This is a genomic window from uncultured Aquincola sp. (assembly GCF_964001545.1).
In the GTDB taxonomy this organism is placed as follows: domain Bacteria; phylum Pseudomonadota; class Gammaproteobacteria; order Burkholderiales; family Burkholderiaceae_C; genus Aquincola.
This window is the reverse complement of the sequence record NZ_CAXFDV010000416.1, coordinates 1-6,897: the sequence shown is the minus strand read 5'-3', so window position 1 is coordinate 6,897 and position 6,897 is coordinate 1. Positions and strand designations below refer to the sequence as shown.

Sequence of the window (6,897 nt, the reverse complement as noted above, 5' to 3'; positions counted from 1 at the left end):
GTGCCACGCGGCACCGGCACGCCCAGGCGGCGGAAGCTCACGGCCTTGCCGATGTGGGCATCGGCGATCAACAGCGTGCGGTGGTCGGGCAGATAAGCCGCCTTTTGCGGCAGCAGGCGGAACTGTTCACCGCCCCAGGTCACATCGAACATGGCGCGACGGTAGCAGCGAACGGCCGCGGGGGCCGCGCGCGGGCCGGGTTGTCAGCCGGCCAGAAGCTGCAAGGAGGCTTCCAGGTGCTCGGTGGGCAGGCGCTTGAAGCCCGAGCGCGCATAGCGCTGCAAGCGGCCCACCGCAAAGGCGGTGAGCACCGAGGCATGCACCTGGCCATCGACCGTGGGCGTGCCGGAGCCCGCGCGCTCCGCGGCACCGCGCAGGCTTTGGCGCAGCACCGATTCCAGCCGCTCGAAGAACTGGTTCATGCGGGTGGCCAGGCGTTCGTTCTCGTACACCAGCGCGTCGCCCACCATCACGCGCACCATGCCGGGATTCTTCTCGGCGAACTGCAGCAACACGCCGATGGTGCGCTGCGCCTGCACCTGGCCCAGCGGCTCACGCTCGACGATCTGGTTGACCAGGGTGAACACGCTGCCTTCGATGAACTCGATCAGCGCCTCGAACATCTGCGCCTTGCTGGCGAAATGGCGGTACAGCGCGGCTTCGCTCACCTCCAGCCGGGCGGCCAGGGCGGCGGTGGTGACGCGCTCAGCGCCCGGCTGCTCCAGCATGGCCGCCAGCGTCTCGAGGATCTGCACCCGGCGCTCCCCGGGTTTGGGCCGCTTGCGCGAAGGCAGGTCTGCGTCGGACGCCATCGAGTCTAATTCGGATACGGACGAGAGCTGGGACATCGCCAAGTGCGCAAAAGTTGACGCTGCGGTCGATTCTTGCACGTAGAAACAATTTCACACCCCCCCAGATTCGCCCGTTTTCATGCTTTTGCCGCACCGCAAAGGTTGGTGCTTACCCGGGCGCAGCAGGTCGTTCAGTCGGCTGGTCTTGAGTTGCACATACGCCGGCTGCCTGCTCCAGCGCTGGCGCTGTGCCCGTGTGGGCGAGCGGCGGCCGAAGCGCTGCATCCATACCGTGTGCATGCCGATGCTGCGTGCCGACTTCTGATGGTCCAGCGTGTCTTCCACCAGCACGCAGCGCGAAGGCGGCACCCGCAGCCGCGCAGCCAGCGCGCGAAACATGCGAGCGTCGGGCTTGGGCCGCAGGTGGCCGAACATGGCCATGTCCTCGATGGTGATGACGCCGTCGAAGAGTTGTGCAACGCCCAGCGCCTGCAACACCCGCAGCGCATAGGCGCGCGGCGCATTGGTCAGGATGAGCTTGCGGCCGGGCAGCCGGCGCAGCACGGCCAGGTCGTGCCGATGGCCGGTGACCCGCTCTTCCAGGCCGGGCAGCAGATGGGTTTCGTGCAGGAAATGCGCGGGCTTGACGCCGTGGTGCTTCACCAGCCCTAGCAGGGTGGCGCCGTACCGCAGCCAATACTGGCGTCGCAGGCGGTCGGCCTCTTCCCGGGTGATGCGCAACTCCCGTTGCACGAACACCCCCATCGACTCATGCAGCGCCCCGAAAACGTAGGCGCCAGCGTCGTGGAGGGTGTCGTCGAGGTCGAAGAGCCAGGTGCAGCGAGCGGTCATGCAAGCATGGTCGCATGGCCCTCGCTTACCGGCGCGGACCGGCTGCGCCGGTCAGGTCGATCAGCTGTGGCTGTCGCCGTAGACGATCTGGTCGTTGCGCATCGCTTGCAGCGTTTCGGCGCGCACTTCGTCGCGGCTCTTGGCGGCGGCGGTGGTGGTCAGCTCGGGCTGCTGGAAGCGCTGGCCCAGTTGCTGGCCCCAGGTGTCGCCGATGGCGAAGCGGTCGCCAGCGGCCATGGCGGCACGGGTCTGGGCGTTCACTTCAGCGCGGCTGACGGCGTTGCTGTAGCTCACCGGTTCGCGGTTGCCATTGGTGTCGCCGTTGTTCCAGGCGTTGGCCGTGTTGCGGCCCACCACGTCCACGCGGGACACGTCGGACTGGGCGAAGGCGCCACCCGAAGCCAGCAGGGCAACCAGGGAAGCAGCGGCGATGAAACGGTTCTTCATGTCAGGTCCTTTCAATGACGTTGGTCAGTGAGATGGACTGTAGGGATCAACCCGGACAGGAAAAACCCGCATGGCCGCAACGCGCCATTGCGAACACGCGAACAATGTGGGCACACCGATGGCGCAACGCCGCTTCTTGCACGACGTTGGCCCGAGGACTGGTAAAGATGGCCGACGATGTCGGCCGATGCCTACAGACGCACGGCGCCGAAGCGCCGATGGGAAGAGGTTCCGCCGGGCCGCCCCAAGGAACCTGCGCCCCCGCGGGGGGCCGCGAGCGCAGCGAGCTTGGGGGCTGACTTAATGCGAGCGGATCATCGTGCCGTAGGCCTGCTCCGACAGGATCTCGAGCAGCATGGCGTGCGGCACCCGGCCATCGATGATGTGAACGGCATTGACGCCACCCTTGGCCGCGTCCAGCGCGCCGGCGATCTTGGGCAGCATGCCGCCGCTGATGGTGCCGTCGGCGAACAGCTCGTCGATCTGCCGCGCCGACAGGTCGGTGAGCAGGTTGCCTGCCTTGTCCAGCACGCCGGGCGTGTTGGTCAGCAGCATCAGCTTCTCGGCGCGCAGCACCTCGGCCAGCTTGCCGGCCACCACGTCGGCATTGATGTTGTAGTTCTCGTTGTTGGCGCCGAAGCCCAGCGGCGAGATCACCGGGATGAACTGGTCGTCCTGCAGCGCCTTGACCACGCTGGGGTCGATCGACTCGATCTCGCCCACCTGACCAACGTCGTGCTCGATGGTGGGGTCGTTCTTGTCCACCATCTTGAGCTTGCGCGCGCGGATCAGCCCGCCGTCGCGGCCGGTCAGGCCCACGGCCTTGCCGCCGGCAGCGTTGATCAGGCCCACGATGTCCTGCTGCACCTGGCCGGCCAGCACCCACTCCACCACTTCCATGGTTTCTTCGTCGGTGACACGCATGCCCTGGATGAAGGTGCCCTTCTTGCCCAGGCGGCTCAGCGCCTCGTCGATCTGCGGGCCGCCGCCGTGCACCACCACCGGGTTCATGCCCACCAGCTTGAGCAGCACCACGTCTTCGGCGAAGTCCTGCTGCAGCACCGGATCGATCATCGCGTTGCCGCCGTACTTGATGACGATGGTCTTGCCGTGGAACTTGCGGATGTACGGCAGGGCCTGCGCCAGGATCTCGGCCTGCTCACGCGGCGCGATGTGCTGAAGGTCGGGAACGGTGGGTGCAGTCATGGCGGTTGGTGCGATGCAGCAAAAGTGATCCGCGATTGTAGGGACGGCCGCGCCCACGACCGTGACGATCTCAGCGGCTGTGCACGCCTCGGGCCGGCAGCGCATCGGCGGGTCGCGCCTCGCCCAGCGCCAGCACGATGCCGCACAGTTCGCCGCTGCCCGCATGCTGGCAGCTGCTTTGCAGCAGCGCGAGCTGCCGCTCCAGCAACTGCAACGCAGCGATGCGCTCACGCACATGGCCCAGGTGCTCGGCCACCACCGCATCCACCACCGAGCAATCGGCGCCCGGCTGGTCCATGTGGGCCAGCAGCACGCGGATCTCGTCCAGGCTCATGTCCAGTGCCCGGCAGTTGGCGATGAAGCGCAGCCGCTGCAGCGCGCTGCGGTCGTAGCGGCGGTAGTTGTTGTCGCTGCGCGCGGGTGCGGGCAGCAGGCCCGACTTCTCGTAGAAGCGAACGGTGTCCACGTCCATGCCGGCCGCCTGGGCCAGTTCACCGATGCGCAAGGGGGTTGCCGGACTGCTCATCGGCCGACTGTAGCCGCATGGCGCTTGACTCTGGAGCGGCTCCAGGGTTTGCAATGCGGTCATGGCGCATGGACACATCCCCCTTCAACCCGCACGACCCACCGCGGGCCCCACCTGCTGCGGCCACGACCACGGACATGGGCACGCCCATGACCACGACGACCACGGCCACGACCACCGTCATGACCACGCCCCGGCCGAGCCGCCGCCCGCCGCGTGCCGCGGCACCCGGCTGCACGTGCCGCAGATGGACTGCGCCGCCGAAGAGGCCGACATCCGCCGCGCGCTGGAGCCGCTGGCCGGCATCCGCGCCCTCAGCTTTCACCTGGGCAGCCGCACGCTGACGGTGGATGCCGAGCCGCCGGTGGTGCAGGCGGCGGCGCAGGCCATCCGCCGCGCCGGCTACAGCGCCACGCCGCTGCAGGCCGAGGCCACCGTGGCCGCGCCGCGCAGCCAGACGCCGCGCCTGCTGGCCGCGCTGGGCCTGGCGCTGGCCGCCGAGCTGCTGCACTTTTTTGCGCCCGACACCCTGCCCTGGCGCGTGGCCGGCATGGCGGTGGCCGCAGCCGCCATCGGCCTGGCGGGCCTGTCAACCTACGCCAAGGGACTGCAGGCGCTGCGCCACGGCCGCCTGAACATCAATGCGCTGATGGCGGTGGCCGTGACCGGCGCCTTCGCCATCGGCCAATGGCCCGAGGCGGCGATGGTGATGGCGCTGTATGCGCTGGCCGAAGCCATCGAGGCCAAGGCCGTCGATCGCTCACGCCAGGCGGTGCACGGCCTGCTGGCCTTGTCGCCGGCCACGGCCCAGGTGCGCCAACCCGATGGCCGCTGGCAGGACCAGCCCGCGGCCAGCGTGCCAGTGGGCGCGGTGCTGCGGGTGCGGCCGGGTGAGCGCATTGCGCTCGACGGTACCGTGGTGGCCGGGCGCAGCGCGGTCGACCAGTCGGCCGTGACCGGCGAAAGCCTGCCGGTGGACAAGGCCGAAGGCGATGCGCTGTTCGCCGGCACCGTGAACCAGGCGGGCACGCTGGAGCTGCGTGTGACGCAGCCGCACGACCACAGCACGCTGGCCCGCATCGTCCAGGCGGTGGAGCAGGCCCAGGGCGCACGGGCGCCGACGCAGCGCTTCGTCGACCGCTTTGCGGCGGTGTACACGCCGCTGGTGTTCGCCATCGCGCTGGCGGTGGCGCTGCTGGGGCCCTGGCTGGCCGGATGGGACTGGCTGCAGGCCGTCTACAAGGCGCTGGTGCTGCTGGTCATCGCCTGCCCCTGCGCGCTGGTCATCAGCACGCCGGTGACGGTGGTCAGCGGCCTGGCGGCGGCGGCGCGGCGCGGCATCCTGATCAAGGGCGGCAGCTTCCTGGAAGAAGCGCGCAAGCTCAAGGCCGTCGCCTTCGACAAGACCGGCACCATCACCCACGGCAAGCCGGTGCTGGTGCACTGGCAGGTGCTGGAGGGCGTGGCAATGCCCGCGGCTGACATCGAACGCATCGCGGCCAGCCTGGCCCACGCGTCCAACCATCCGGTGTCGGCCGCCATCGCGGCGGGCCTGAAGGTCGCGCCGGCCGAGGTCAGCCACAGCCAGGCGCTCACCGGCCGCGGCGCCGCCGGCCAGGTGGAAGGCCGGGCCTACGTGCTGGGCAACCACCGGCTGATGGAAGAGCGTGGCCTGTGCAGCCCGGCGCTGGAAGCGGCGCTGCGTGAACATGAAAACGCCGGCCGCAGCGTCACGCTGCTGGCCGACGAGCGCCAGGCGCTGGCCTTGTTCGCCGTGGCCGACACGGTCAAGCCCCATGCGGCCGAGGCGGTGGCCGGCTTGCGCGCGCTGGGCCTGCAGACCGTGATGCTGAGCGGCGACAACGACGCCACGGTGCAGGCGGTGGCGCGGGAAGCCGGTATCGGCCAGGCTCACGGCAACCTGCTGCCCGAAGACAAGCTGGTGCAGCTGAAGGCGCTGCAGCAGCGCCATGGCCCCACGGCCATGGCCGGCGACGGCATCAACGATGCGCCGGCGCTGGCCACCGCCGACATCGGCATCGCGATGGGCGGCGCCGGCACCGACATCGCGGCCGAAGCCGCCGACGTGGTGGTGATGAACGACGACCTGCGCCGCATCGCCGAGACGGTACGCCTGTCGCGCCGCACGCATGCGGTGCTGTGGCAGAACATCACGCTGGCCCTGGGCATCAAGGCCGCTTTCCTGGTGGCGGCGGTGATGGGCGAGGCGACGATGTGGATGGCGGTGTTTGCCGACATGGGGGCCAGCTTGCTGGTGGTCGGCAACGGCCTCCGGCTGCTGCGTTCAGCGCCCCCACAAACACCTCAATCGGCCAAGTAACGCGCCTCCAGGTGCGCCTTGAAGTGCGCCGGGTTCAGCGGCTCGCCGCTGGCCCGCAGCGCCAGTTCGTCGGTGGTCCAGCGGGAGCCCTGCTGCCAGATGTGCTGATCCAGCCAGCCGAACACCGGCGTGAAGTCGCCGCCCGCCACGCGGGCATCGGTGTCGGGCACCGCGCGGCGCATGGCCGCGAACCACTGCGCCGCATACATCGCGCCCAGCGAGTAGCAGGGAAAGTAGCCGAACAACGACTCGGGCCAGTGCACGTCCTGCAGCGGGCCGTTGGTGTAGTCGCCGGTGGTGTCGATGCCCAGCAGCTCCTGCATTTTGGCGTTCCACAGCGCGGGGATGTCCTCGGCCTCGATCTCGCCTTCGATCAACGGCCGCTCAATCTCGTAGCGCAGGATCACGTGGGCCGGATAGGTCACCTCGTCCGCGTCCACGCGGATGCGCCCGGGCGCCACGCGGGTGAGGAGGCGCCACAGGTTCTCGGGCTCGAAGGCCGGCTGCGGGCCCAGGTGCTCGGCCACCAGCGGCGCCAGCTGCTGCACGAAGGCGCGGCTGCGGCCCAGCTGCATCTCGAAGCTCAGCGACTGGCTTTCATGGATGGCCATCGAGCGCGCCTGCGCCACCGGCTGGCCCAGCAGCGCGCGCGGCAGGTTCTGCTCGTAGCGGCCATGGCCCGTCTCGTGGATGGTGCCCATCAGGCTGATCAGGAACTCGTCGGGGTTGTAGCG

6 protein-coding genes and 2 pseudogenes are annotated in these 6,897 nt (G+C 69.4%); 1 reads left to right on the top strand and 7 read right to left on the bottom strand.

What is annotated here, in order from left to right:
- The 6 genes and pseudogenes from ABNT58_RS14190 to ABNT58_RS14165 all read right to left on the bottom strand — a co-directional run.
- Positions 1 to 152, bottom strand: a pseudogene (locus ABNT58_RS14190) (DEAD/DEAH box helicase); the annotation flags it as partial.
- A 51-nt stretch (positions 153 to 203) separates the two neighbouring features.
- Positions 204 to 812 carry a nucleoid occlusion factor SlmA gene (gene slmA, locus ABNT58_RS14185; RefSeq protein WP_348754111.1) on the bottom strand — a complete coding sequence of 203 codons (609 nt, stop codon included), beginning with the start codon at positions 810 to 812 and terminating at the stop codon, positions 204 to 206.
- 90 nt (positions 813 to 902) lie between these two features.
- The gene (locus tag ABNT58_RS14180) at positions 903 to 1,643 is read right to left on the bottom strand and encodes a pyrimidine 5'-nucleotidase (RefSeq protein ID WP_348754110.1); all 741 of its coding nucleotides are present in this window, start codon (positions 1,641 to 1,643) and stop codon (positions 903 to 905) included.
- 60 nt (positions 1,644 to 1,703) lie between these two features.
- Positions 1,704 to 2,090, bottom strand: coding sequence for a hypothetical protein (locus tag ABNT58_RS14175; RefSeq protein WP_348754109.1), 387 nt, complete (start codon positions 2,088 to 2,090; stop codon positions 1,704 to 1,706).
- A gap of 300 nt (positions 2,091 to 2,390) precedes the next feature.
- Positions 2,391 to 3,296: an acetylglutamate kinase gene (argB, locus tag ABNT58_RS14170; protein ID WP_348754108.1), complete on the bottom strand. Its 906-nt coding sequence runs from the start codon at positions 3,294 to 3,296 to the stop codon at positions 2,391 to 2,393.
- A gap of 70 nt (positions 3,297 to 3,366) precedes the next feature.
- A complete protein-coding gene (locus ABNT58_RS14165; RefSeq protein ID WP_348754107.1) occupies positions 3,367 to 3,822 on the bottom strand; it encodes a Cd(II)/Pb(II)-responsive transcriptional regulator in 456 nt (151 codons plus the stop codon).
- Positions 3,823 to 3,898: 76 nt separating this feature from the next.
- On the opposite strand from ABNT58_RS14165, the gene ABNT58_RS14160 reads away from it, so the two are divergent.
- Entirely contained in the window at positions 3,899 to 6,163 is a 2,265-nt protein-coding gene (locus tag ABNT58_RS14160) for a heavy metal translocating P-type ATPase (RefSeq protein ID WP_348754112.1), read from the top strand.
- Here ABNT58_RS14160 and ABNT58_RS14155 read toward each other — a convergent pair.
- Positions 6,148 to 6,897 (bottom strand): annotated as a pseudogene (locus ABNT58_RS14155) (carboxypeptidase M32); the annotation flags it as partial. The gene ABNT58_RS14160 and the pseudogene ABNT58_RS14155 overlap by 16 nt on opposite strands.

What these genes read in the sequence shown, in the direction of transcription:
- slmA (WP_348754111.1), bottom strand. Translation starts at nt 812, where the DNA reads ATGGCGTCCGACGCAGACCTGCCTTCGCGCAAGCGGCCCAAACCCGGG.
- ABNT58_RS14180 (WP_348754110.1), bottom strand. Translation starts at nt 1,643, where the DNA reads ATGACCGCTCGCTGCACCTGGCTCTTCGACCTCGACGACACCCTCCAC.
- ABNT58_RS14175 (WP_348754109.1), bottom strand. Translation starts at nt 2,090, where the DNA reads ATGAAGAACCGTTTCATCGCCGCTGCTTCCCTGGTTGCCCTGCTGGCT.
- argB (WP_348754108.1), bottom strand. Translation starts at nt 3,296, where the DNA reads ATGACTGCACCCACCGTTCCCGACCTTCAGCACATCGCGCCGCGTGAG.
- ABNT58_RS14165 (WP_348754107.1), bottom strand. Translation starts at nt 3,822, where the DNA reads ATGAGCAGTCCGGCAACCCCCTTGCGCATCGGTGAACTGGCCCAGGCG.